This window comes from Nostoc sp. PCC 9305 (genome assembly GCF_963920915.1).
Taxonomy (GTDB): Bacteria; Cyanobacteriota; Cyanobacteriia; order Cyanobacteriales; family Nostocaceae; genus Nostoc.
Genome location: NZ_CAWUDN010000038.1, coordinates 1 through 25,218 on the forward strand (window position 1 = coordinate 1; position 25,218 = coordinate 25,218).

Annotated in this window: 14 protein-coding genes and 1 pseudogene; 10 read left to right on the forward strand and 5 right to left on the reverse strand. The window is 40.3% G+C overall.

Annotated features, from left to right (window positions below; all coding sequences use genetic code 11):
- The 7 genes and pseudogenes from ACM0OX_RS16125 to ACM0OX_RS16155 all read left to right on the forward strand — a co-directional run.
- Positions 1-408, forward strand: a pseudogene (locus tag ACM0OX_RS16125) (hypothetical protein); the annotation flags it as partial.
- A complete protein-coding gene (locus ACM0OX_RS16130) occupies positions 383-2,275 on the forward strand; it encodes a CheR family methyltransferase (protein ID WP_414516086.1) in 1,893 nt (630 codons plus the stop codon). The pseudogene ACM0OX_RS16125 and the gene ACM0OX_RS16130, both read left to right, overlap by 26 nt.
- Before the next feature lie 455 nt (positions 2,276-2,730).
- Entirely contained in the window at positions 2,731-4,809 is a 2,079-nt protein-coding gene (locus ACM0OX_RS16135) for a PAS domain S-box protein (protein ID WP_414516088.1), read from the forward strand.
- A 54-nt stretch (positions 4,810-4,863) separates the two neighbouring features.
- Positions 4,864-5,460 carry a tRNA-(ms[2]io[6]A)-hydroxylase gene (locus ACM0OX_RS16140; RefSeq protein ID WP_334839021.1) on the forward strand — a complete coding sequence of 199 codons (597 nt, stop codon included), beginning with the start codon at positions 4,864-4,866 and terminating at the stop codon, positions 5,458-5,460.
- Positions 5,461-5,478: 18 nt separating this feature from the next.
- On the forward strand, positions 5,479-5,883 hold the full coding sequence (locus ACM0OX_RS16145) for a VOC family protein (protein ID WP_414516089.1): 405 nt from the start codon (positions 5,479-5,481) through the stop codon (positions 5,881-5,883).
- 144 nt (positions 5,884-6,027) lie between these two features.
- Positions 6,028-7,239 carry a precorrin-6y C5,15-methyltransferase (decarboxylating) subunit CbiE gene (gene cbiE, locus ACM0OX_RS16150; RefSeq protein WP_414516091.1) on the forward strand — a complete coding sequence of 404 codons (1,212 nt, stop codon included), beginning with the start codon at positions 6,028-6,030 and terminating at the stop codon, positions 7,237-7,239.
- Positions 7,240-7,691: 452 nt separating this feature from the next.
- Positions 7,692-13,310: an AAA family ATPase gene (locus tag ACM0OX_RS16155; protein ID WP_414516093.1), complete on the forward strand. Its 5,619-nt coding sequence runs from the start codon at positions 7,692-7,694 to the stop codon at positions 13,308-13,310.
- A 230-nt stretch (positions 13,311-13,540) separates the two neighbouring features.
- Here ACM0OX_RS16155 and ACM0OX_RS16160 read toward each other — a convergent pair whose 3' ends face one another.
- The 4 genes from ACM0OX_RS16160 to ACM0OX_RS16175 all read right to left on the reverse strand — a co-directional run bounded on the left by ACM0OX_RS16160 (position 13,541) and on the right by ACM0OX_RS16175 (position 18,243).
- Complete coding sequence (locus ACM0OX_RS16160) at positions 13,541-15,118, reverse strand: flavin-containing monooxygenase (protein WP_414516095.1); 1,578 nt, start codon at positions 15,116-15,118, stop codon at positions 13,541-13,543.
- A gap of 16 nt (positions 15,119-15,134) precedes the next feature.
- Positions 15,135-16,784 (reverse strand): tryptophan halogenase family protein, encoded by a 1,650-nt coding sequence (locus ACM0OX_RS16165; RefSeq protein ID WP_414516097.1) that lies wholly within the window; start codon positions 16,782-16,784, stop codon positions 15,135-15,137.
- Between the two features lie 67 nt (positions 16,785-16,851).
- Positions 16,852-17,565, reverse strand: a complete 714-nt coding sequence (locus ACM0OX_RS16170) for a hypothetical protein (RefSeq protein ID WP_414516098.1) — start codon at positions 17,563-17,565, stop codon at positions 16,852-16,854.
- Positions 17,566-18,084: 519 nt separating this feature from the next.
- The gene (locus ACM0OX_RS16175) at positions 18,085-18,243 is read right to left on the reverse strand and encodes a hypothetical protein (protein ID WP_414516099.1); all 159 of its coding nucleotides are present in this window, start codon (positions 18,241-18,243) and stop codon (positions 18,085-18,087) included.
- Positions 18,244-18,317: 74 nt separating this feature from the next.
- Here ACM0OX_RS16175 and ACM0OX_RS16180 point away from each other — a divergent pair, with 74 nt between their 5' ends.
- Together ACM0OX_RS16180 and ACM0OX_RS16185 are read left to right on the forward strand one after the other, a co-directional pair.
- Positions 18,318-20,219, forward strand: a complete 1,902-nt coding sequence (locus tag ACM0OX_RS16180) for an ABC transporter ATP-binding protein (protein ID WP_414516100.1) — start codon at positions 18,318-18,320, stop codon at positions 20,217-20,219.
- 31 nt (positions 20,220-20,250) lie between these two features.
- On the forward strand, positions 20,251-21,558 hold the full coding sequence (locus ACM0OX_RS16185) for a recombinase family protein (RefSeq protein WP_414516101.1): 1,308 nt from the start codon (positions 20,251-20,253) through the stop codon (positions 21,556-21,558).
- A gap of 192 nt (positions 21,559-21,750) precedes the next feature.
- Here the strand turns inward: ACM0OX_RS16185 and ACM0OX_RS16190 are convergent, their stop codons facing one another.
- Complete coding sequence (locus ACM0OX_RS16190; RefSeq protein ID WP_414516102.1) at positions 21,751-22,920, reverse strand: hypothetical protein; 1,170 nt, start codon at positions 22,918-22,920, stop codon at positions 21,751-21,753.
- Between the two features lie 606 nt (positions 22,921-23,526).
- On the opposite strand from ACM0OX_RS16190, the gene ACM0OX_RS16195 reads away from it, so the two are divergent.
- On the forward strand, positions 23,527-25,146 hold the full coding sequence (locus tag ACM0OX_RS16195; RefSeq protein WP_414516104.1) for an ArnT family glycosyltransferase: 1,620 nt from the start codon (positions 23,527-23,529) through the stop codon (positions 25,144-25,146).
- The last annotated feature ends 72 nt before the right edge of the window (positions 25,147-25,218 follow it).

The window sequence follows — 25,218 nt, forward strand, 5'->3', positions numbered from 1 at the left end:
TTTAATGAGGCTTTGAACTCCTTTAATGAGGCTTTGAACTCCTTTAATGAGGCTTTGAACTCCTTTAATGAGGCTTGGAACTCCTTTAATGAGGCTTGGAACTCCTTTAATGAGGTTTTGAACTCCTTTAATGAGGCTTGGAACTCCTTTAATGAGGCTTTGAACTCCTTTAATCAGTCTTTGATACTCATTAATGAGTCTTTGAACTCCTTTAATGAGTCTTTGATACTCATTAATGAGCCTTTTGATACTTGCAGACGTAGCTTGGAACTTTGCGCCCTGCTCCCTTACCCCTCTGCCCCTCCGCTCCCCTGCCCCTCTGCCCCTCCGCTCCCCTGCCCCTCTGCCCCTCTGCCCCCTTCCCCCTTCCCCTCCCTACCCTATGACTTCCGCAGAAAAAGATCCTAAATTTGAAAATCTACTGGTTTATCTCAGACAAAGCCGGGGATTTGATTTTACAGGCTATAAGCGCTCGACTTTGATACGTCGGGTACTCAAGCGGATGCAGTCATTAACCATAGAAAATTTTGAAGAATATCAAGACTATCTAGAAGTTTATCCAGAAGAATTCAATTATCTTTTCAACACTATCCTAATTAACGTCACTGCTTTTTTTCGAGATTCATCAGCTTGGGAATATATAGCAGAGCAAATACTGCCTAATTTGATTAAGAATAAAAGAACTTCCGATCCAATCCGCATTTGGAGCGCTGGCTGTGCTTCTGGGGAAGAAGCTTATACCTTGGCAATGTTGATAGCTCAAATATTGGGAGCAGAGGAATTTCGCCAACGAGTGAAAATCTACGCCACAGATGTAGATGAAGATGCTCTCAATCAGGCTAGGCAAGCTGTGTATTCAGCAAAAGATGTCCAAGCTGTGCCAGATGAACTGCGGCAGAAATACTTTGAGATTATCGGAAACCGCTATGTCTTCCGCCAAGACTTGCGCCGTTCAGTGATTTTTGGTCGCCACGATTTGCTTCAGGATGCGCCCATTTCGCGCTTAGATTTATTAGTCAGCCGCAATACATTAATGTATTTCAATTCTGAAACTCAAGGGCGAATTCTGGCGCGGTTTCATTTTGCACTAAATGATAATGGCTATCTGTTTTTGGGAAAAGCAGAGATGCTATTGATGCATTCTAATTTGTTTACGCCATTGGACTTGAAAAACCGAATATTTACTAAAGTATCGACGGTGAATTTACGCGATCGCCTCTTAGTTATGGCAAATTCAGTAGATGACGAATCTAGCAGCCGTTTGTCTCGAAACCTCCGGCTGCGAGAGATGGGTTTTGACACAGCCCCAATCGCCCAAATAATCATTGATATCAATGGCACTCTGGTAATGGTGAACGAGCAGGCGCGGACTTTGTTCGCCCTTTCCCCCAAAGATTTAGCTCGTCCCTTCCAGGATCTAGAACTTTCCTATCGGCCAGTTGAATTGCGATCGCTAATTGAACGGGCTTATACTGAACGCCGTCCTGTGAGTCTAAACAATATAGAGCGCTATTTATCTAACACAGAAACCCAATATCTGGATGTGCAAATTACGCCTTTACAAGAAACAGATACCAATTTTTTAGGGGTCAGTATCTCCTTTCATGATGTCACCCGTTATATTAAACTCCAAGATGCCCTGCAACGTTCCCAACAGGAATTAGAAACTACCAACGAAGAATTACAATCTACTAATGAAGAATTGGAAACTACTAATGAAGAACTCCAATCTACCAATGAAGAATTAGAAACTACCAACGAAGAACTCCAATCTACTAATGAAGAATTGGAGACGATGAATGAAGAACTCCAATCTACTAATGAAGAATTACAGACAATTAATTACGAACTGAGCGATCGCACCACAGAACTGAATCGCACAAATATTTTCCTCGCCTCTGTTCTCAAGAGTTTCCAAACGGGAATAGTAGTAATTGACAGTAGCTTTAATATCTCTATTTGGAATTATATGGTCGAAGATTTATGGGGCTTGCGGACTGATGAAGTTCTAGGAAAGTCTCTCTTTAGCCTAGACATTGGGCTACCAGTCGAGCTGTTGCGATCGCCTATTCGCGACTCCCTATCCGGGAAAAAACAGTTTCAAGAAATGATTCTCGATGCTACCAATCGTCGGGGTAGGCAAATAAAATGTTACTTAGCAATCACTCCAATGCTTGGTATTGAAATGCAAGGAGCAGTTTTAATGATGGTAGATGTAGAGAGAGTCAGCAGTATGATTTCTACTCAAGAAATGGAGCAACGGCAGCAGCAGTAATAACAATTAACAATTAACAATTAACAATTAACAATTAAAGACAGCGATTTAAACCAGACTGTAGCAAGATTCACCACCAGAGTAACTGATGGTAGATGTAGATGTAGAGGTCTTAGAGGATGTTTGAAAAGTTTTTATACCAATTCTTTCTGAAGCTGCATAGAATTCGATCCCCCCTAGCCCCCCTTTTTAAGGGGGGAATTCAAAGTCCCCCTTTTTAAGGGGGATTTAGGGGGATCAAGATATGTGCAACTTCACATTAAATTGGTATTAGTGATGTATCAAACCCTTCAACTACTTTTCAAACATCCTTTTAAACCTTTTAATTTCCGATAAAAATGTTTAACTGAAGAGTATTGTATTAAATCCTTATTCTCATTGGTCGCTTTACTGAAGCAGAGGTCAGTTTTCCTTCTGCGTTTATCGATAAAAGCAATCATAGGAAAAAACTACAAATGACTAAGGCAAATTTTCAACAAGCGATTGTTGAGGCGCATCAGCGATTGGAAAACCTTTCGCAGCTTGCAAGTCTCGCTACAGATAATTCTATAAAGCAGGATTACCCTATAGAGCTTTTGCAACAAGCGATTACCGAAATCTCTATTTCTTTAGAAGAGTTACAGCAACAAAATGAGGAATTGATCGCTACACGCCATTTGGTAGAAGCAGAACGCCAACGTTATTACGATTTATTTAACTTTGCCCCAGATGGTTACTTACTTACAGACGCTACTGGAATGATTCAGGAAGCTAACTATGCTGCGGCTAAGTTATTGAATGTGCATCAGTCTTATCTGATTGGTAAACCAATGGCTGTGTTTGTGCATCAGACAGAACGGCAGAAATTTCGTAACATCATGCTGCAATTGCAACAGCAGGGGCAAATCCGCAGAGAAGAGTTACAGATTTTTCACGATCGAGGAAGTGTAAACTTTCCGGCAGAAATAACAGCGATCGCAGTGGAAAATAGTCAGGGTAAAACCGGAAGCTTGCGCTGGTTATTCCGAGACATTAGCGATCGCCACCAGCAAGAACAGAAAATTCGCGAACAAGCTGCCCTACTAGACATCACAACAGATGCAATTATCGTAGAGGATTTGCACAACCAAATCTTATTCTGGAACCACGGTGCAGAGAAGATATATGGCTGGCAAGTTCAAGAAGCTCAAGGAAAAAACACCTGGGAACTTTTATCTAAAAAAACCTCAACTCAACTCTTGGCGGCTCAGAAAACTGTGATTGAGCATGGAACATGGCAGGGAGAGTTACATAAATTTACCAAAAATGGTAGAGAAATAATCATTGCTAGCCGCTGGACATTGATGCTCGATGCTGTAGGCTTGCCTAAATCAATCCTAATTATTGACACCGATATCACCGAGAAAAAACAACTCGAAACTCACCTATTGCATAGTCAACGTTTAGAAAGCTTAGGCACTCTCGCCAGCGGTATTGCTCACGATCTCAACAATATTCTCACTCCAATCATGGGAATTGCTCATCTGCTGCCCCTAAAATATCCCCATCTTGATGACAGTTCGCTGCAAATGCTGAAGATACTAGAAAGCAATGCCAAACGGGGTGGTGATTTGGTGAGGCAAATTTTGTTATTTACTCGTGGTTCTGAAAAAAAATTCACAATCCTATTAGTATCGCAACTGCTTGAAGACATTAAACAGATAGCCCAACAGATATTCCCCAAATTCATCGACATCAACACAGACATAGCGCCAGAGATCGGGATGGTTTTCGGAGACAGTACTGAACTGCATCAGGTGTTCATGAACCTAGTAGTCAATGCTCGTGATGCCATGCCCAATGGTGGTAAACTCTGTATTTCTGCCACCAAGATATTCATCGATGAAAACCATGCCAGGATGCACATAGGCGCAACAGTTAATTCCTACGTGAAGACTACAGTTACTGATACTGGAGTTGGCATTGACTCAGAAATTATCGATCGGATTTTTGATCCCTTTTTCACCACCAAAGAAGTGGGTAAGGGTACGGGACTGGGTTTATCTATCTTGATGGGCATCGTCAAAAGCCACGGCGGTTTTGTGGAAGTAGCCAGTCAGGTAGGAATTGGGACTAAATTCCAAGTATATCTGCCAAGCAAGGAGGGCAGCATTTCTCAAATAATAGATGAGATAGAACTGCCAAGAGGTGAGGGAGAATTGATTTTAGTTGTTGATGATGAAGTAGCCATAACTCAGATCGCCAAAACCACACTGGAAATCCATAACTACAAGGTATTAACTGCCCAAAATGGGGTTGAGGCCATTGCCCTGTACACCGAGCATAAAGATGAAATTAGGCTAGTGCTGATAGATATGATGATGCCGTTAATGGGTGGGGAAACTGTCATCAGCACCTTGCAAATCATCAACCCACAAGTGCAAATTATTGCCATGAGTGGATTAGCTAGCTCTGAGGCATTAGTCCAAAATACGGGTATTGGTATCCAAGGCTTTTTAGCGAAACCCTTCACCCCCAAACAATTATTGAGCTTTGTCCAAAGAATATTCCGTTAAAATCAATTTGCTAGGATACTCAGCCAAATTTAAATTCTGGAGTTTTTTGACTCTGTGCTTACTCAGTTACCGACTATCAACGTCCTAAAACAGCCCACAAGTTCTGCTTGGGTTGAACAAGCGATCGCTAATTTAGATATCATCTTACTCGACCACTCCCACTGCGAACGCAAAGCAGCAGGCGTAGCCTTGAACATGATGTTTCGCTACCCTTCCAATACTAAAATGGTACGGGAGTTAACTGCGATCGCCCGCGAAGAACTAGAACATTTTGAACTAGTTAACCAATGGTTAGAACGCCGGAATATTCCCCTAGCTCCCCTACCACCGCCTCCCTATGGCGCGGGTTTAAAAGCTCAAGTACGCCCCAAAGAACCTGAGCGATTTCTGGATTCCTTACTAGTCACTGGTTTAATTGAAGCTCGTTCTCACGAACGCCTGGGACTATTAGCTGCTCACTGTCCAGAGCCAGAGTTAGCAAAATTTTATCGTGGGCTAATGGCATCCGAAGCGCGTCACTACGGTATATATTGGGTTTTAGCTGCTACTTATTTCGACAAAGAAATTGTCATGCAGCGGCTTGATGAATTAGCAATTGTCGAAAGCGAGTTGCTAGCGACTTTGCATCCAGAACCTAGAATTCACAGTTAGTAGACTAACCCAACAGATATGAAGCTTCAGCTAACACACCTGAGACTGCTTGTCTCCAATTACAAAGATTCTTTTCTGTTCTACCGGGATCTGCTGAAATTTGATGTCGATTGGGGCGATGAAGATAGCGGATATGCTGAGTTTAATACCGGATATCTCAAGCTGGGTTTGCTCAAACAAGAATTAATGGCTGAAGTAGTCCCCAGAATTGAACAGCCTTCATACGTTGTCAATCGAGATAAAATAGTCTTGATTTTGGCAGTCGATAACGTGGATGAGGTCTATGAGCAAGTAAAGGCTCAACATGCGCTCGTTGTGACTCAACCACAAGATCGTCCAAGCTGGGGAATCCGCACAGCTCATTTGCGCGATCCTGATGGCAATTTGATCGAAATCTACAACAATCTCGGAATTATCAGTTAAAAGTCTGCCAACAACGTTAAGCTGTTCCACATTTAAATTGCATAATTACGGCGGGCAAGATGCCCACCCCACAAGAGTTATATAAATTTTAGATATGCAAACTAGATGTGGTTTAGCTTATGAAGTAATTAATCATGAATTAGCATGATACAGAAATGGCTTTCTATTGTTGGCATTGGGGAAGATGGATTACAGGGGTTAAGCGCGATCGCTCGTTCTCTAGTCGATCGAGCTAAAGTAATTGTGGGAGGCGATCGTCATTTAGCAATGCTTCCTACAGACGATCGACGTGAGAAACTAGTCTGGTCATCTCCCATTAGCACTTCTGTAGACGAAATCATCCAGCGTCGGGGCCAGTCAATCTGCGTACTCGCAAGCGGCGATCCGATGTGTTATGGCATTGGTGTCACCTTGATGCGGCGAATTCCCGTCTCTGAAATGACGATTATCCCCGCACCTTCAGCCTTCAGCCTCGCCTGTGCCAGGGTGGGATGGTCTTTAACTGAGGTGGAAACCTTGAGTTTGAATGGTCGTCCATCCTCCTTACTCCAGTCTTACATTTACCCAAAAGCGCGGCTGTTGATTTTGAGTGAAGGCAAAGACACACCCGCCATTGTTGCTCAAATTTTGACAAATCGCGGCTATGGTGGCAGTAAAATTACCGTATTGGAGCGTATGGGCGGTACTCATGAAAGAATTGTAGAAGGTACGGCTGCATCTTGGAGTGAAACGGAAGTTGCAGTGTTGAATGCGATCGCAGTTGATTGTATTGCTGATGCTGGGGTTATCGCATTACCAAGATTGCCAGGATTACCAGATAAAGCCTACCACCATGATGGACAATTAACGAAGCGTGAAGTTAGGGCAATTACCCTAGCAGCTTTGGCTCCCACACCGGGAGAATTATTGTGGGATGTAGGCGCGGGTTGCGGCTCAATTTCCATTGAATGGATGCGGAGTAATGCGCGATGTCGAGCGATCGCGATCGAACAAAACTCGTCTAGACTACTGTATATTGCCGATAATGCCGCCACTCTCGGTACTCCAAATCTGCAAATCATTGAAGGGAAAGCGCCCCATACCCTGAAAGATTTGCCAGCACCAGATGCCATTTTTATTGGTGGTGGGGTGACAGCAACGGGACTTTTTGATGTTTGCTGGGAAGCACTGCGGCCGGGTGGACGTTTAGTGGCCAATGTTGTCACAGTAGAGGGTGAGCAAACTTTATTTCAATGGCATGAACGAGTCGGTGGCGATTTAACTCGTATTGCCATTCAGCGAGCGGAACCTATTGGTAAATTTTTAGGTTGGCGAGGAATGGCGGCTGTGACGCAATGGGTAGTAGTGAAGTCTTAAAAATTGAATAAAGTTATGAGTGCGTAGACGCTTAGTCTTGTCGCAGACATCGCTTTTGTAATTTGGTGATAGATTACGTAAAATATAATTTTTTATACTCAGTATATTTTGTACAATGTATCTTGCTGTCAAAATTATGAACAATTATGAGTATATTCTCTACCTCTAGATACAGCAAAATGAACATCTGTCTGCGGTTAAAATGTCTAATATTTATGTGCGATCGCAGCATTTTTAAATTTTCGCTTTTTGAAGAAACTAAACATAAATAGCCGCTCATTACCCGTTAATACACTGATATTCTTATACCTCAGTTACTTACAATATGCTACCAATTGGTTATTAATAACCCTACTTTTTAACACCTTACAAAATCCCATTATTCACTGATAGTAGCTACTATGCTCTGGGTATACTAAACCATAGAAAGAAAATTATCATAACTAAATGCAATGTTAGTAGAATCAGATAAAGTATTTCCTATACTTGGCTATCGCATTATTAAGCAACTATATTCAGGTAAAAAAACCTTAGTTTATCGAGCTATCAGAGAAAAAGATCGGCAATCAGTTATTTTAAAATTGATGCGTAACGAAGATCCTAACTTCGCTGAAATTAATCAGTTTCACAATCAATACACTATTACCCAAAACCTTGAAATTCCAGGCATAGTCAAACCAATCAACCTAGAAAAATATCACAATAGATATGTGATAGTAATGGAAGATTTTGGTGGTATTGCCCTTAATCTCTGGCAGCAAGAAGAGCAGAAAAAAGGAAATAATTCTGTTTCATTGAGTGAGTTTTTCGGTATTGCCATTGAAATTAGTGCAACTTTAGAACAACTACATCACTATCGCATCATTCACAAAGATATCAAACCCGCTAACATTTTAATTCATCCGCTAACAGGTAAAACTAGAATCATCGATTTTAGTATTGCTACTCTATTACCAAAAGAAATTCAATTTCTCACAAATCCCAACGTCCTAGAAGGTACTCTAGCTTATATTTCCCCTGAACAAACAGGACGTATGAATCGAGGGATAGACTACCGTACCGACTTTTATTCCTTGGGTATCACCTTCTTTGAACTCCTGACAGGGCAGTTACCATTTAGTACTACTGAACCGATGGAGTTAGTCTACTCTCACATTGCCAAAGAACCGCCAAAAGCTAGTCATATTAACTCCAATATTCCCACAATTTTATCTGATATTATCAGCAAGTTGATGGCAAAAAATGCCGAAGACCGATATCAGAGCGCTCATGGACTCAGGTATGACTTGGAGAGATGTCAAAACCAATGGCAAGAGAAAGGAAATATTACAGCCTTTGAATTAGGAATTCGGGATATCTCAAATCATTTTGCCATTCCTGAAAAACTTTATGGTCGTCAAAGAGAGATTGAAATTCTCCTCACTACTTTTGACCGGGTGACAAAGGGAAGCACGGAAATGATTTTAGTCTCTGGTTACTCAGGGATTGGTAAAACTGCTGTGGTTAATGAAGTCCACAAACCCATTGCCAGACAGCGTAGTTACTTTATCAAAGGAAAATTTGACCAATTCCAACGTGACATCCCGTTGTCAGGATTGGTGCAAGCTTTGCGAGATTTAATTAGTCAAATCCTTTCCGAAACAGACGCCCAAATTCAACAGTGGAAAACCAAAATTTTATCGGCATTGAGTACGCAATCTCAGGTAATAATTAATGTAATTCCTGAACTTGAAATTATTATTGGCAAACAACCCCCATCTGCTGAACTTGCTGGTAGCGCTGCTCAAAATCGCTTCAATTTATTGTTCCAGAGATTTATCCAGGTCTTCACTACTAAAGATCATCCTCTGGTTATTTTTCTAGATGATTTGCAATGGGCAGATACGGCTTCCTTGAAGTTTATTCAATTATTAATGGATGGAAATTCTTCTTCCCTTGCTAAAGATAAAGAGAATATATATGAAAGTAAAGGTAGTTTGCTGCTAATTAGTGCCTATAGGGACAATGAAGTTTCAAACCTACATCCACTACATTTGACACTACAAGAAATTGCCAAAGCAGGAGCAGTAATTAATACAATTAAACTCTCACCTTTAAGTCAGATTGATTTAAATCAAATGATTGCTGATACACTACGTTGTCCAGAAACCGTTGCTGTACCTCTGACTCAAATGGTGTTTTTCAAAACGAAAGGAAACCCATTTTTTGCATCTCAATTTATCAAACTATTATATGATGATGGACTGATTGAATTAGATTTTGATGCAGGTCATTGGAAGTACGACATTACCAAAATTAAAACCTTATCTCTTACAGATGATGTCGTAGAGTTTATGGGCATCCAAATAGGAAAATTGCCCCAAAATGTACAAAACGTCTTAAAAATAGCTGCATGTATTGGTAATGAGTTTGACTTAAAAACATTGTCACTTGTTAATGAAAAATCTTTAATAGATACTGCATCTGACTTATGGCAAGCATTACTTGAAGGACTGATTATACCTCAGAAAGATGGTTGTAATTTTACACCAGAAAATGATAGACAACTATTAAGCTTTTCCACTAGAGAATCGGAACATTTATCACTTAATAATGCCCAAATACCAAAATATAAATTCGTACATGACAGAGTTCAGCAAGCAGCCTATTCTCTAATTGCCAAAGACCAAATCAAGCAAATACACTTAAAAATTGGGCTGCTTCTCTTGAACAACACTCCAGTTGCCGAACGGGAAGAAAATATTTTTGAGCTGGTCAATCATTTCAATATTGCAGCCGAATTTATTACCCATCAAGCTAAACGTAATGAGTTAGCTGAAATGAGTCTGATGGCTGGACGTAAAGCTTTGGTATCAACAGCTTATTCATCGGCACTGAAGTATTTAACTATTGGAATTGAGCTACTAGCAGATGATAGTTGGGATACTAAATACGATCTCACCTTAGCTTTGTATAATACGGCAACAGAAGCGGCATATCTCAGTGGTGACTTTGAATATACAGAAAAATTTGTCCAGGTTGTGTTGCTAAAAGCGAAAACTTCACTAGATCAAGTGAAAGCTTATGAAGTTAAAATACAGTCTTATGGCGCACAAGGAAAAGAACTAGAAGCTGTCCATATTGCAAAAAGCTTTTTGAAAACTTTGGGAGTAGAGTTCCCTACAAATCCTAGCCAATCAGATATTCAGTTAGCAATAGAGGCAACATCTGCAAAGTTGGCTAATAGGTCTATTCAAGACTTAATTGAACTGCCGGAAATTACAGAAGCGCAACCACTAATAATCATGCGTATTCTATCTAGTTCAATTGGTCTTGCTTATACAGTTGCGCCGGAATTATTACTGTTTATTATTCTGAAACAGATCAATTTATCGATCAAATTTGGTAATTCTCCTTTGTCTGCTTTTGCGTATGTGATGTATGGAGTAATGTTGTGTGGGGTAATAGGAGATATTGATTCTGGATATAAATTTGGGAAACTAGCTGATAGTTTGTTGCCTAATTTCCAGACAAAAGAAGTAACTGGCAAGGTTATGGAAACATTTAATCACCTTGTCAGGCATTGGAAAGAGCATCTAAAGCAAACATTGAAACCCTTACTTGAGTCTTATACGACTAATCTCGAAGTCGGAGATATGGAATTTGCCGCTTATGCTCTTTATGGTTACTCTCAACATGCATACTTTACAGGACAAGAACTAATAAAACTTGAACAAGATATAGAAGTATATAGCAAGACCATTAAGCAAATAAAGCAAGAAAGAGTATTTTATTGGAATGAAATATTTCGGCAAACAATCTTGAATCTGCTAGGAGATGTTCAAAATCCGCAGAGTTTAATTGGTACAGCTTATGATGAAGAGAAAATGCTACCACTTCATCTGAAAGCTAAAGATGGAGTCGCACTGTTTTTCCTATATTTCTGCAAACTTCAGGTATGTTATCTGCTGGCAGATTACTCTCAAGCTCTTAAAAATACTGTCATGGCAGAAAAGTACTTATATGCTGGTGTAGGCATGTTTGTTACTGCTCAATTTTATTTCTATGATTCATTGACGCATCTAGCAGTATATGCTGATTTCGATGAATTTGAACAAAAAGAAATCCTGCATAGAGTGACAGAAAATCAGAAAAAAATGCAAAATTGGGGAGATCAGGCTCCCATGAACCACTTGCATAAATTTTATTTAGTAGAGGCAGAACGGCATCGAGTTCTTGGTGAATATCTTGAGGCGATAGATAATTATGAGAAAGCTATTTCTCTTGCCAAAGAAAATGATTACATTAACGAAGAAGCCCTTGCTTGCGAATTAGCCGCTATATTTTACCTCAAATGGGGTAAACAAAGAATTGCCCAATTCTATCTCACTGATGCCTACTATTGCTATGTTCGCTGGGGAGCATTAGCTAAAGTTTATGACTTGCAAAAACGCTATTCTGAATTACTTCTCCCGATGATTCAGCAAGAAGAAACTAGCTATTCTTGCAGTGAAAAAAATCTACCTGAACTCAGTCTACACCTATCTACACTTAGCAATAAATCTACTCTGATTACGAATGAAACTGTGATTGGCTCCAACACTAGTATTTCAGATATGTTAGATTTGGGAACTGTAATTAAAGCTTCTCAAGCAGTGTCTGGAGAGATTGAACTGGAGGCACTCCTTTCTACTTTAATGGAAGTTGTCATGGAGAATGCAGGAGCTTCTAAATGTGTGCTGATATTGAGTGAAGCTAATAACTTAGACTTAACTGTTGCCGCAATTAGTCCTGGTTCTACTTTTAGAGATACTCACACAGAGTTTTTATCTATTCCTTTAGAATCTAGCGATTGTGTTCCTATCTCTTTGATTAATTATGTCAAACGAACCCAAGAAATATTAGTAATTGATGACATTAAAGCGAAAGCGTCTTTTGCAGTAGATCGTTATATTAACCGTGAGGAGCCAAAGAGCATATTATGTATTCCGATGCTTAACCAGGGTAAATTGCTGGGACTGATTTATCTAGAAAATAATTTAACTACAGGAGCATTTACACGCGATCGCCTAGAAGTTCTCAAGCTCTTAACTATCCAAGCTGCAATCTCTTTAGAAAATGCTATTCTCTACAATAATTTGGCTGAAGCGAATGAGCAATTGGAGAAGTACAGTCATATATTAGAGGAAAGGGTGGTAGTAAGAACAGCAGAACTTAATGAAAAAAATCAGCATTTGCAAGAAGCCCTAGAAGAATTACAAAGTACCCAAAGTAAATTAATCCAAAGCGAAAAAATGTCTTCATTAGGGCAAATGGTAGCGGGAATTGCCCATGAAATTAATAACCCTATCAATTTTATTCATGGTAATATTACTCACGCAAGTGACTATGTTCAACAATTGCTAGATTTGATTAATATCTATCAGCAACAATATCCGCATCCCTCAGCAATAGTGGAGGAAAAAATTGAGGAAATGGATGTAGAATTCCTCACAGAAGACCTCCCAAGGGTTCTCGACTCGATGAAGGTGGGAAGTTCCCGTATCCGAAATATTATTCTGAGCTTACGTAACTTCTCTCGTCTAGATGAATCGGAAATGAAGCCTGTAGATATTCATGAAGGCATCGATAGTACTCTCATGATTTTGCAGCACCGACTCAAGGAAAAGAGCGATCGCGCGGAGATTGAAGTCTTTAAAGAATACGCACAACTGCCAGATGTTCTTTGCTATGCTGGTCAACTCAACCAAGTGTTTATGAATATTTTAAGTAATGCGATCGATGCTTTAGAGGACTACAACAATGGAGAAGATGCTCCAAGGAAAAATCCTCAGATTCGTATTCGTACTGAATTAGGAGAAGTAAACACGTTGAAGATTCGGATTGCTGATAACGGTTATGGGATGACTGCACAGGTGCAGCAGAAAATATTTGATCCATTTTTTACCACTAAGGCAGTAGGAAGTGGTACGGGGTTGGGGTTATCAATTAGCTATCAAGTGGTAGTGGACAAACACAAGGGTCAGTTAAGCTGTGAATCAACTCTGGGAGAGGGGACTGAGTTTGTGATTGAGATTCCACTGCAACAATAAGGGAACTCCAAGAAATAAATTATCCAATATTGTGGGGTGGGCATCTTGCCCGCTCTATGGACTGGGCGGGCGAGACGCCCACCCCACAAGAGTTATTGGATATTTTTTATTTGGAAGTTCCTAAGGCAAGCTAACGATATTGGAAAATTGACGTGAGTCTCCAACAGAGACTCACGTCAATTTAGCATAGGGTTCGGGTGAGAACTTCACCGAACCATATTCGGGAGATATCAACGAACGCTTGTTACCTCTACATTTGCCGCGATGGGCATAGCCCCGCCGGAGGCGATCGCCAAATCATTGAGAGATGGATGTTGTTTTTGTTTTGCTTGCAATTCCTCACCCAGATGCTTGTAAGCAGATGGATCTATTGGCATCAAAAACTCCCCAACCAAGTTCCCTCCTTGACGGCGGCTACTCAGACCCATGTCCTGAAGCAATTCATCAATGTAATGGAATGTAAAAGGAGTTACACATGCTCCACTGACGAAAGCATAAGGTCTATCTTTTTTCCTCCATTCCAACTCTGTTGTTACATCCTCTAGCATCTGTTGCGGGGATGGTAAAGGTAAATTTCCTTTAGCATACTCTGATAACCACCTAGCACCAATTTCTGCTGATAACTGGGCACAGAAAGTATAGTTATAACCAACAAAACCCATTTGGGGAACATGAGGGTGAATCAGATGGCGGTAAAGATGGATAGTGCCTTCTTCATCAAATACGTGTCTGCGGTACTTCTCTTCTAAAAAGGGGATATCCTGAAGAAAACCTGTGCCAAAGACAACAACATCTGTCTGTATTCGTTCGCCGTTATCCAATTCGACGCCACTAGCAAAAAATTTGTTGATTTTTGTCTTCACAGCACGAATTTTACCCGTGCGTACATGCTCAAAAAAGCCTTTAGGCACTAAGCCAATACTACAACCAATCAATTTGTTCATCGGTTGTTTGGGCACCATCCCACAAGCATCAAGGGGAAACTGTAAGCGCAGCATAATCTCATTTAGCCGCCAGAATGCCCACACTAGTGGCTTGCCAAAACTATGCAGCCACTTTTCCCATCCTTGAAGTTTATGATAGGGCATCCAAGTTTCTGCAAACCGAGTCAAGAAGACATACTTGATGTTCAGCAGACCGAGAAAGAAGTTAGGAACTTTCCACAGCGCTTGACGGAACACAAGGGTACATTCCTTAGCTTTGCTAGCTGCGAGATTCGCTAAATCGGTGGCTGACTTGCCAAAACCGACAACAACCACTCGCTTGCCCTCAATTACAGAGCCGTCATTAAAGTTGTTAGTATGTATTACCTGCCCTCCGGCGGCAATGAACTCTTCCATCCCCGGCAAGTTAGGAATGTAGGGAATATCATAAGTACCATTGCACACAATCACAAAATCAAACTCGTAATTTTGTTTTCCGATCTCCTGACCATTTTCTTGAAAGCTAACACTAACTACCCATCCAGGAGTATTTCCTGATTTGCGCTCCACTTTGGTGACATTCGCACCGAACTGAATTTTTTCTGTGACACCAAAGTGTTGGGCATAGGATTCAAGGTAAGCGCATATTTGCTCTCCTGAAGGCCATTCTGGATAAGAGGCAGGCATCGGAAAGTCTGAAAAAGCATAGGTGTCTCTGGGATTTTGAATTGACAGTCCTGGGTAAGCCCTCGACCTTTCCCATACACCACCAAGTCCCTGCCGTTTCTCGAACAATGTCACTTCGTAACCTTCCTCAAGAAACGTCTTTGCTGAGACTAATCCGCTGACTCCAGCCCCAATCACACATACTTGTTTCACCGTCATCTTGGGTTCTCCTAAATTATGAAACTAGTGTGGGAATCTGATATGAGCGATCGCTAACCACACTCAGATACTCTGACTGTTCTTGTGACTTCATCACATAAGTTAAGTATTCATACTGAGACGGTAAAGTTGAAGTTAGGTAATTGGCTCTTTCCCTAATTTCCAAAAATGCAGCCTCGGCGTTGTCATTTCCGATATGTTCTAAAATGGGAAGACTGCTTTCAGGCATGTAATTTAGCCCCAGCAACATTACCGAATAAGAGTAAGACTCGAAGCCGTGGTATTTCGGGTTGATAGTCTTATTGCTTGGCAGTCTATTTTTCCATAATCGTAATTTTTCCTGTAGTTCTTCTGGAACTTTGATATTGTTCTTAGTTGCTTTCCAGAATTCCGTGTCGGTGCGATCGCTAGCATAGTAATGAAGTGTCAAAAATTCTCGCACACCATCTATGCAGTCAGCGACAACTTTGTTATAGCTATGAATTAGCTCTTGGTTGAAAGATTTGCTGGGAAAGTGGCTAACTAACTCTTCAATTCCATGTTGAATGAAGAAGATGCCAGTAGATTCTAGTGGTTCCACAAATCCACTGGAAAGGCCAATTGCTACACAGTTTTTCACCCATGAGTTTCTGTTCCGTCCAATCCGCATCTTGATATGAGAGGCTTGACGATGATCGGCAACGGCTCCCAAATGCTGGCGAAATTCCTGTTCTGCGTCCTCAGCAGAAGTGAATGCACTCGAATAAACATACCCAGTACCATTTCTGCCATACAAAGGTATATTCCAGACCCAACCAGACGAAAGCGCCGTTGAGGTAGTGTAAGGGTTGATACCATCTTTTTTGATATCAGTTGGTATTTGCATGGCGATCGCGCGATCGCACAATAGTGAATCTGAATAAGAAATGAATGGCTCACCAAGGGCTTTGTTGATCAAAAGACCACGGAAACCAGTACAGTCAATGAAAAGGTCGCCACTGAGAATCCCATGCTCTTGGGTTGTGAGACTATCTATGCTCCCATCCTCAGTTAACTTAATATCTACCACATCATCAACAATTTGCTTTACTCCCCTTTCCATTGCATAATCTTTCATGAATCTTGCCAGTAGATTCGCATCAAAATGATAGGCATAGGGGTACTGAATCTTTAACTTATCCAGGATATTTTTCTTGACGATATTATCTTGAGAAAATTCATTTTGAACTTTGCGATCGAAGACTTTACCATCTAAATATTTTGGCGACAGTTTATAGTCACACAGCCAAGGAATTAGAAAGCAAGCATAATCAAATGCTTCTCGATCTTTCTTCATTTTCAGCCACCATTCCGAGATATCAAAGCCATCAATTACCTCATATCTCTGGAAGGGATGGTAGAAGTGTTGCCCCTTCGCATTCCAATTGACAAACTTAATTGCCATTTTATATGTGGCATTACACTTTGGCATCCATTCATATTCTTGTAGCCCAAGAAAATCAAAGAATACTTTGATAGTACTAAAAGTTGCTTCTCCAACTCCAATTTTGGTGATATTAGATGATTCCACTAGAGTAATATTAATATTTTTATCTAGTGCTTTACTCAAATAAGCTGCCGTCATCCAACCGGCTGAACCACCACCAACAATTACAATATTTTGTACATCCTGTACATTCTGTGACATAGCAAAAGTTCCTCTTGAAGTCTAAAATTAAGTAGGAAAGTCAATTACAAAAAACTTGTTCAAGAATTCATGCAGCTTTTAATTCTGGCTCGATTTGATGGGTTTTAGCATATATCAAAAGCTCATTTGTAAATTGTGTGAAAACTGTAAATAAGTTCTCAACTAATTCAAAAGCTTCTTGTCGAGTTTCTTCTGATAGTTGAATGTCTTGTAAAAATTGCTCTATTCCAGATGTACCCGTGATGTGACCAGTTTCAACATTCAGATGAAAATCGGCAAAATATCGGCATGGTTTTTGGGTAATAGCTTTAATTTCTCTACCAACCTCTGCCGCATTTGAAAACATGATGTTTCCGGTTGCTTCGAGAACTTCAATAATTACAATTTTCTGAATAGGAGTAGCGTTTGAAGTATATCGATATAGCTGATAGTTCAGCCAGCGAGCATTCTTAGTTTCTTCACTCCAAAGAAATTTCAATGCATCACTAAATTTCAATGATTTATCAAGTTCTAGATTCTTCAAATCTTCCAAAAACCACAGCCAATGATGGTCATCTTCATAAGTATGGTTGTTAATTAGTGCCTGAATTGGATCGTTTGTTGGTTCTACTCGCAAAAAATACTTATTCAATTCGCCAAAATTCATAATAAAATGGGCAGCGCATGGTGCCCAAGCTAATCTTTGTCTGGCATTTATACTCTTGTCTTGTATAAAACTAAACAAGGGTAATTGAGCATATTCTTGTTTTTTTTGTTCAATCAATGCTAGTAATTGTTGCATTTTTAATCGCACCGATTTCAATGTTTAATATCAGAGCAAAAATAAATTTCTTGCTTTGCTGTAGAAAGGATAATCTGCCACATCTTTGGTTGCTAAATTTCCAAAGTTTTTTTGATATTCATGGGCATAAAAACCACTATTTGAATAGCAAGCAATGCAGAACTTGTTATATTGCAATACAGTTAATTGAAGGATAATTGGTCTTTGAAGATGTGATAAATTGCTTCTCTACATCAATACTTTAGGTGTATTGTGTTATATCGTATTGAGGCTAACGCTAAATTGTAACCAGCTAATTTACTGTGATTTATTTTTACTTTAACTTCAACATGTCTATGTAATAAACGCAGGTTTTACGTAAGTACACTTGTTAAGAAATAGTCTGATATGAGCGTTTACTTTGCCCAGAAAAACCAAATCGGTCAGTTAAGCGTTCTGCCCTAGCTAAGATTTGAAAGCAGGCTCGTATATACTTGGAAAAATTTTTAGATTTGTTATAGCTAAATACAGTATCAATAATTACTTTTCATACCCAAGTGCCACTGCACACTCAAATTCTTCCGGTGCATATTGCAAATGTACTTGGGCATCAAACCAAGAAAATGTACTAGGAGTAACTTGTGGAAACAAAGAAGGCGCAATTTTACTAGCACGAGCAGCAACAACAGCCTGAGTCATAAATTCCAAAACCGTTGAATTGAGATCACAACGTCTGTCTGGGAATTTTGCTATTATTTGCTACTTTAAAATACATGCAAATAATTGAAATTTCTCCATTCCAAGCATTTCGCCGGAGTGTAGCAACAGTAATACAGGTAGTTCCAAAGGAGCTACGCTATGTAACAATATTGACATTACTGGGTGGTGCAGGCCCAGCGATCGCCATTTGGCTCAACAAAACGATTATTGATGAAATTACCCGCCTATTGAGTACAGGGACAACGCAGAATGCCATCACCCTGATACTTTCGCAACCGTTGCTACTGTACAGTATTGCAGGTTCGCTGCTAGTAAATTTGGTCAGTGATGCGATCGCTAACATCAATGCCTTTGTGTATACTTCTCTGCGCGACCGTATTTTCGGCTTTGTCCAAGGACAAGTAATTGAAAAGGTTGCCACTTTTGAAGATATTGCTCTGTTTGAAACACCCGATTTGCTCAATTTGGTGCAGTTGACCGAAAAGGGAGTGCAAAGACTTCCAGAGCTTTGTCTCAGGCTGGTGACAATGTTAGAAGGAATTTTTATCTTCATTCCAGCCATACTGCTTTCGGTGTCCCTGGCTCGGTGGGTACCGCTAATTTTGTTTAGCTGCGTTACCCCAGTGATGTATGTGCAGATGAAATACCGTAAGCAAGCTTGGGGAGTAGAAAGAACCCAAGCGAGTGTTTTTCGGGAAATGAACTTATATAAAACAGTTTTAACCGGGGAAACATACGCCAAAGAAATACGCTTGTTTAGCTTGCAACCCTTACTACTAGAACGCTGGCACGGACTTTACCGTACCATTTTTCGAGCAATGGAACAAATCCGCCGTCGGGGGACAACAGCGGTTATTGGTTGGTCTTTATTGAGTGGGTTCGGCTTGGCGTTGCCATACATCTACGTCATCCAGGGAGTGCTAGGTGGAACTCATACATTAGGAGATTTGGCACTTTACACTGGGGTAATTTTGGAAGTGCGTCGGAGTTTGGATAATCTGATGTCTGGTGGGTCAGAGTTATATAATATTGCACTGGCAACAACGCCGATTTTTCAGCTTTTGGAGTTAGAGCCGCAGTTGTCCCATTCTCATGCAGAGTTGCAATCAAAGTCAGTAACAAAGGTATGGGGAGAAGTCAGAGAATCGGCTGCTAACAATCGGAACTTTCAAAGAAATGGGAACGATCGCCGATCGCAAACAGGTATTGACATTCAAAATCTATCCTTTACCTATCCCAATAGCAATCAGCCAATCCTGAAAAACATCAATCTGACGATTCACCCCAACGAGATGATTGTACTGGTAGGTGAAAATGGTGCTGGCAAGACCACATTAGCAAAGCTATTATGTCGCCTCTACGATCCTAGCCAAGGTGCGATTATTTGGAATGGGCAAGATTTGCGATCGCTCCCATTAGAAGATTTGCGATCGCGTATTGATGTAGTGATGCAAGATTACGCTCGCTTTCCAACTACCGTGCGGGAGAATGTTGCTTTTGGGGATTTACTTAAAATAAAGGATGACGACGCGATTATGGAAGCGATTGCTGAGGCTGGTTTGGCAAGAGTAATTTCAAATCTCGATCGAGGTTTGGAAACTCTCTTAGGCAAACAGCTAGAAGGCGGTATCGATCTATCAGGAGGACAATGGCAAAGATTAGCGATCGCTCGTGCTTTGCTGCGACTCTCTCCAGCCGAGCTAGTTATCCTTGACGAACCAACAGCAAACCTCGATCCGAAAACAGAACACGAGATTTACAATATTTTGCGTAACCTAGCGAAGGGAAGAATAGCCGTTGTAGTCAGCCATCGCCTCGCTTTGGCAAAACTAGCAGATCGAGTAGTAGTACTAGAACACGGTCAAATTATCGAAGTAGGCACTCATGACGAACTTATGGCACTAGGGGGACAGTATCACTTGATGTTTTGTCGTCAAGCTAGTAGTTATAACTAATACCATTTCTTTGTGAGGCTGCGCTAAACCTTTGAAAATAATTGCCTACTCTTACACCGATCCGCTATTAGAAACTTCTCCCGATCGAGCCGATTGGGGATGGGAAGTGGATCGGGTTTATGAAGATTTAGGCAAGCCAGACTCTTCTTTCCGATCGCAATTACAACAATTATTTACCGATTGCCAAACTGAACCAGCAAATTATCTCCTGATTCGTCGGTTGGAAGAATTGGGCGATACTGTAGAGGAAATTAGCGATCGCCTCAATCAACTTGAAGTCATGGGAATCGCAGTAATCGCCACTGAACAGCCCTACACTTCCGAAAATTACCCTCTGGGCGCTGACTTGCTGAATTTACTACACGCAATCCAACGTCAACAACGCAGCCGTCGCATCCGCCAAGGACATGCCCGTAATCGTCTTGAAGTTGCACCGCCACCCGGTAAAGTTCCCTACGGCTATCGCAGAGGTAAGGGAAAATATACCATTGACCGCAGTACTTCACCAGTAGTCAAAGATTTTTTTGAACACTTTTTACTTTATGGTTCCCTGCGGGGTTCAGTGCGTTACTTGGCGAAAAAATACGGCAAGAAAATCTCTGTCACCACAGGAAGACGCTGGCTGACTAATCCAGTTTATCGCGGCAATACAGCCTACCAAAATGGTGAAATTATCTCCAATACCCATATTCCAATAATTTCTAAGGAAGAAGCAGCCCAAGTTGATCGGCTTTTACGCCGTAACAGCCGTTTACCATCCCGAACTGCTAGCGCACCGCGTTCTCTGGCTGGGTTGGTTGTCTGTGCTGAGTGTCAGTCGCATTTGACAGTTACCCGTGTTACCCAACGCAACCAAGATAAAGAGTATCTTTATTTACGTTCTACTAGCTGTCCCCAAAGCCCCAAGTGTAAGGCTATTCCCTACCAAGAGGTGTTGGAACATACCATTGAAACCGTTTGCCGTGATTTACCTCTGGCGGTAGCAGGAATGAATTTTCCTCAGTTGGATGCATTCAAGAATAGTTTAGGACAAGCGATCGCTCGTCAGCAAGAAATACTTGCTCAGTTACCCGCTTTAATTGAAACTGGAATTTTAGATGATGAAACAGCAAAGTTAAGGGCTTACAAACTCCGCACAGAAATTTCTGCACTCGAAGCAAAGTTGGCGATTCTTCCTCCAGTTAACTTACGTTCTGTTGCTCAAGCTGTTTCCATACCACAATTTTGGTTAGATTTGTCGGAAACAGAACGAAGATTTTACTTTCGAGAATTTATTAGGCAAATTGAGATTGTTTGTCAGAATAAAGAATTAAAGCTCCAAGTTATTTTTATTTTTTGATTGATATCATGTCCGCTTGATTACTTATCAAACCCGAAGAACCCCACCCCGCCAAAGCTACGCTTTGTCTCCCTGCCCCTAATCCCCAGAGGGGGCCCCGAGTTCCCCGCTTGCGGGGAGGGGATTAAGGGGTGGGGTGCAATGATTGTGGGAATCATAACTAATTATGCGGACATAATATTAATTGAAACACTATTTTTGAGACGGTTGATCCTTAGTATACGCAACAGGTTTTGGCCCTGCATTCCGCACATTGATAACTTTATTCAGGATGTCAAACCAAAAAGGCGCACCCATAGCAATAGCAAAACCACTTACTATCCAACCACAAATTAATTTAAAAACCTGTGAAATTCTGATGTAAACTATATTCGATTTCGTTGTATCTAATACCTCAAACTGTTGATTAATATTTTGCCATCCAATGGGTATAGAAGCATTTCCTAATAGCTTTTCAATCTCCTTTCTGGCTTCTAGATCGTTAATATAATCGATTCTTTGACTTGCACTTTGAGTAATAGTAGAGCGGATAACCGAATCCTGCGACAGTCTTTTAACCAAGTGAAATGTATCAGTATTAGTTAAAAAGGCAACTAATATTCCAATTAAAATAGCAACTCCTTTGGCATTTCGCTTATAAACACCGCTTGCTCGATCCATCGAGCGATCGAACCATGTTTCTACTTCATTTTTAAATTGATTCACTTCCTCTGTGAGATCGCCAATCTTTATCCTGCTACGTTGAGCAATTACACTAAGGCTCTTAATTAAACTATCAGGGACTTCATCAGGTAACTCTTTATTAACAAAATCTATAAATTTCTGGTCAATTTCTCCATAAATTTCTTGAATTTTTGTGTAACTTGCACTATTTGGACTATTAATACCTTTTTTAAGTTCTTTATAAGAGGCTAATATCATCTGCAAATTGGTTTTTGCTTCTTCACTAGGATGTTTAACATAATTAATGAGCTCAGGAATTTTTAAGGTATCTAATAAAGTAATTGAAAATGTTTCCGAAGGAAGATAGGAAGGGCCGCTTTGTTTTTCTAATACTAGTTTGTCAGGTTTTTTAGTAATTTCTTGGAAATGCTTTTCTACTTTACCCTTGGCTTGGTGATTCAATGTATTAATCAAAGGATCGTTATAAAGTTTCTGTACTAGATGGATTGCATTAATAATATCTGATTTTTCACTTTCACTACCACCTGATAAAAGTAATTCAATTGAAGTTCTTAAATGTTTTGCTCTCCATTGTAATAATGTGGCAAGTAATTCCTGAATTTCCGAAGCTAGCAAGCTCAAAATCAAGTAAATAAAAACCAAGCCAAGAGTAATATCTACAACTACAGGTAAATTCATTGATAGTCTCCAATAATTTTTAGCTATTTATTGTTATCAAAAGTGCTTAAAAAATTATATATCATAGATATCTAAATTCAAGAGTTGCTTAATTAAAATTAAAAAATCAAAATCAGTTTATTTAGACAGTTTTATTAAAGACTATTTTGAATTAAAAATTATTGAATTTGCTTTAATGAAAAATAAATAATTATATTTTTCATAAAACCACTATTCAAAAATTTGATAGACAAATTTTTGAATTATTCAGTATATCATTTAATTGATGTAGCAATCAGTTCCAAAATTTATGGAATTAGCTAGAGAAAAAGTAAATAGATAAAATTTAAACTAAGCGTCACCTTAAAAAGAAAATACAAGTTTATTTACGGACTATCTAACAGGTAATAAATAATTGTTTGTATTATTTTTATCATTTATTAGCTGAAATGTGATTTAAATAACCAATATAAATTTTTCAAAAAATAGCGCTAATTATAAAAAATTGAGTTAATCTTGGAAACTAGCAATTGTTAAGAACATACGTTGTTACTGGGTGGCAACATGGGAGATTCGCTAGATGTCTCTATGTAATCAAACCAGCATGTAAAATGATTACCAGAGAATATGCAAGAAGGAAGCTTTATTTGGAGTCATCTGGAAAAACAGCATCGCACGGTTGGCAAATGGATTGATTGGGTATGGCTAATAGTATTGCTGTTGGCAGCAGTATTACTGTTTAGCATCAATCTGGGAGGGTTGCCGCTGCGAGATTGGGATGAAGGTACTGTGGCACAGGTTGCTCGTGAAATTTGGCACGCCCCAGCAGGTTCAATGCGTTGGCTTTACCCAACGTTAGGAGGCGAACCATATCACAACAAGCCGCCTTTGATGCATTTGCTAATAGCTTGGGCTTATTCTCTAGGAGGCGAAAATGAGTTGACAACGCGCCTACCGGGAGCAATTTTAACAGCAACATCTGTACCTTTACTGTATTGCATTGCTCGAGAGATATTTCGCCAACGCTGGGCTGCTATTTATAGCGCCTTGATTTACCTAACAATGCTACCTGTGGTACGTCATGGGCGGTTAGCAATGTTGGATGGGGCGATGGTAAGTTTTTTGATGGTGATGATGTTATGCGTGTTGCGATCGCGCCGAGATTTACGCTATTGTCTTGGTGTTGGCATTAGCTTTGGGTTTATTTGTTTAACTCAAGGACTGTTAGGTGTATTACTCGGTGCGATCGCGATTGTATTTCTATTTTGGGATACGCCACGACTGCTCACTTGTTACTATCTCTGGATCGCAATCTTAATTGGCATTCTACCTGTAGCTGGTTGGTATGGTGCCCAACTAATTCACTATGGTTATACTTTCGCCCAAATTGGTATTGCCAACCCATCACTAGGCCGAATTGGCTCAGTTGTAGAAGGGAATTCTGAACCACCTTGGTACTATGTGATTGAACTTCTCAAATACACATGGCCGTGGTTATTATTCTTACCACAAACTGTCCGCTTAACTTGGGAAAATCGCAACCTTAGCTGGGCAAAACTAGTAATGGCGTGGAGTGGGGTTTATCTACTGGTAATTTCCTTCATGATTACCAAAGTTCCCTGGTATCTATTCCCGATTTACCCTAGTTTAGCTTTAGCTTTTGGTATCCAATTATCAGAAACGGAAAATTCGCCTTTACTCTCATCTTATCCCCGTGCTTGGGTTGCTGGTTTGGCAATACTTGCTGTGGCTGCTTCTGCTGGTAGTATTTATTTCAGTTCCGGTACAACACCAAAAACAGATTTACAACTGATTTTTGCCGCCGTAGCTTTAACTATGACATTAGCAGCTATTTTGGCAGAACGAGGTGACGGACAATTTCTGAAGATTTTGTTTTGGGGAAGTTATATTTCGCTGCTGCTGTTAATGAAATCTAACTACTGGGTTTGGGAATTATCTGAAGCCTATCCAGTGAAACCAGTCGCCGCCATGATTGTACGAGCAAATCCTGCGACGAGGAAGATTTACACATCTTTTCCTTACCATCGTCCCTCGTTGGATTATTATAGCGATCGCACCATTATTCCCGCTTCTGTTGGTGAACTGGAATATTATTGGCACTACAACGGCCAACCCTACTTCCTGCTTAATGTATCTGATTTCAACAATCTTGAACTAGAGTCGATGAAGCTAATTGACCAAGCTGAAGGTTGGAAATTAGTCACAAAAGATATCAATAGATTGTAAGTATGGGGCATGGAGCATTGAAAAGAGGCAGAGGGGAAAGACTTACTGCTCCCCTGCTCCCCTGCTCCCCTG

Coding starts and splice junctions, on each gene's coding strand:
- ACM0OX_RS16130 (WP_414516086.1), top strand. CDS start 383: ATGACTTCCGCAGAAAAAGATCCTAAATTTGAAAATCTACTGGTTTAT.
- ACM0OX_RS16135 (WP_414516088.1), top strand. CDS start 2,731: ATGACTAAGGCAAATTTTCAACAAGCGATTGTTGAGGCGCATCAGCGA.
- ACM0OX_RS16145 (WP_414516089.1), top strand. CDS start 5,479: ATGAAGCTTCAGCTAACACACCTGAGACTGCTTGTCTCCAATTACAAA.
- cbiE (WP_414516091.1), top strand. CDS start 6,028: ATGATACAGAAATGGCTTTCTATTGTTGGCATTGGGGAAGATGGATTA.
- ACM0OX_RS16155 (WP_414516093.1), top strand. CDS start 7,692: ATGTTAGTAGAATCAGATAAAGTATTTCCTATACTTGGCTATCGCATT.
- ACM0OX_RS16160 (WP_414516095.1), bottom strand. CDS start 15,118: ATGACGGTGAAACAAGTATGTGTGATTGGGGCTGGAGTCAGCGGATTA.
- ACM0OX_RS16165 (WP_414516097.1), bottom strand. CDS start 16,784: ATGTCACAGAATGTACAGGATGTACAAAATATTGTAATTGTTGGTGGT.
- ACM0OX_RS16170 (WP_414516098.1), bottom strand. CDS start 17,565: ATGCAACAATTACTAGCATTGATTGAACAAAAAAAACAAGAATATGCT.
- ACM0OX_RS16175 (WP_414516099.1), bottom strand. CDS start 18,243: ATGACTCAGGCTGTTGTTGCTGCTCGTGCTAGTAAAATTGCGCCTTCT.
- ACM0OX_RS16180 (WP_414516100.1), top strand. CDS start 18,318: ATGCAAATAATTGAAATTTCTCCATTCCAAGCATTTCGCCGGAGTGTA.
- ACM0OX_RS16190 (WP_414516102.1), bottom strand. CDS start 22,920: ATGAATTTACCTGTAGTTGTAGATATTACTCTTGGCTTGGTTTTTATT.
- ACM0OX_RS16195 (WP_414516104.1), top strand. CDS start 23,527: ATGCAAGAAGGAAGCTTTATTTGGAGTCATCTGGAAAAACAGCATCGC.